The organism is Bacillus sp. LR_5 (genome assembly GCF_042709275.1).
This window is the reverse complement of sequence record NZ_JAVAXX010000538.1, coordinates 1-1965: the sequence shown is the minus strand read 5'-3', so window position 1 is coordinate 1965 and position 1965 is coordinate 1. Positions and strand designations below refer to the sequence as shown.

Genomic DNA, 1965 nt, shown 5'->3' with positions numbered 1-1965 from the left:
TGGAGAATTCCACGCAGTAATGGGCCCGAACGGAACTGGTAAATCCACTTTATCAGCTGCTATTATGGGGCATCCTAAATATGAAGTAACAAAAGGCAGCATCACGCTTGACGGCAAAGATGTACTGGAGATGGAAGTGGACGAGCGTGCGCAGGCAGGCTTATTCCTTGCGATGCAGTACCCAAGTGAAATCAGCGGTGTGACAAATGCCGACTTCCTTCGCTCAGCAATCAACGCGCGCAGAGAAGAAGGCGATGAAATTTCTCTCATGAAATTCATCCGCAAAATGGACGAAAACATGGAGTTCCTTGAAATGGACCCTGAAATGGCTCAGCGCTATCTTAACGAAGGCTTCTCAGGCGGGGAGAAAAAACGCAACGAAATCCTTCAATTAATGATGATTGAACCGAAAATCGCCATCCTTGATGAAATTGACTCAGGTCTTGATATTGACGCTTTGAAAGTTGTATCAAAAGGGATCAACAAAATGCGCAGCGAAAACTTCGGCTGCCTGATGATCACTCACTATCAGCGCCTGTTAAACTACATCACTCCGGATGTTGTTCACGTTATGATGCAAGGCCGCGTTGTAAAATCCGGCGGTGCAGAGCTTGCACAGCGTCTTGAAGCAGAAGGTTATGACTGGATCAAACAAGAACTTGGCATTGAAGACGAAACTGTTGGCCAAGAAGCGTAAGCGTTAGGGGGATTAATATGACACTAGGTACAAAACTATCCGTAGATCAGGAGTATCTCAAAAGCTTTTCCGAAAAGCACCAAGAACCTGCCTGGCTGAAGAACCTGCGCTTACAGGCTCTTGAACAAGCTGAGGATCTGCCGATGCCGAAACCTGACAAAACAAAAATCACAAACTGGAACTTCACGAATTTCGCGAAGCATACAGTGGATAACGAACCGCTTTCTTCATTAGAAGATTTGACTGATGAAGTAAAAGCGCTGATCGACATTGAAAACGAAGATAAAACATTATACGTACAGCGTGACCAGACGCCGGCACATCTTTCTCTTTCTCAAGAATTGAAAGACAAAGGCGTCATCTTCACTGATATTCTGACTGCTGCACGCGAGCACAGCGACTTGGTGGAGAAATACTTTATGAAGGACGGCGTGAAGGTTGACGAACATAAGTTAACTGCACTTCACGCGGCTCTTGTTAACGGAGGAGCATTCCTTTATGTTCCGAAAAATGTTCAGGTGGAGACGCCGGTTCAGGCTGTTTATGTCCACGAAAGCAATGATACAGCTCTATTCAACCACGTGCTGATTGTGGCTGAAGACCACAGCTCTGTAACATATGTAGAAAACTACATCAGCACTGTAAACCCGAAAGACGCTGTCTTCAATATTATCAGTGAGGTCATCACAGGTGATAATGCCAGCGTGACATACGGTGCGGTGGATAATCTGTCAAGCGGTGTGACAACTTATGTGAACCGCCGCGGTGCTGCGCGCGGACGCGACAGCAAAATCGAGTGGGCTCTTGGCCTGATGAACGACGGCGACACGATTTCCGAAAATACAACAAACCTTTACGGTGACGGCACATACGGCGATACGAAAACGGTTGTTGTCGGAAGAGGAGAGCAAACAGAAAACTTCACAACACAAATCATCCATTTCGGTAAAGCTTCTGAAGGCTATATCTTGAAGCACGGTGTGATGAAGGATTCCGCTTCTTCTATCTTTAACGGAATCGGCAAAATCGAACATGGCGCTTCTAAAGCGAATGCGGAGCAAGAATCACGCGTGCTGATGCTCAGCGAAAAAGCACGCGGAGACGCAAACCCTATTCTTTTAATTGACGAAGACGATGTAACTGCAGGACATGCGGCATCTGTCGGCCGTGTGGACCCTATTCAGCTTTACTACCTGATGAGCCGCGGAATTCCGAAAGAAGAAGCAGAACGCTTAGTCATTTACGGATTCCTTGCACCGGTAGTAAAT

Annotated in this window: 2 protein-coding genes; both read left to right on the top strand. The window is 46.6% G+C overall.

All coding sequences use genetic code 11. From position 1 onward, the window contains the following. The coding region (sufC, locus tag RAC86_RS38205) for a Fe-S cluster assembly ATPase SufC (RefSeq protein WP_377886907.1) at positions 1-697 on the top strand (697 nt) is incomplete at its 5' end. A gap of 17 nt (positions 698-714) precedes the next feature. Beyond that, the coding region (sufD, locus tag RAC86_RS38200; RefSeq protein ID WP_377886905.1) for a Fe-S cluster assembly protein SufD at positions 715-1965 on the top strand (1251 nt) is incomplete at its 3' end.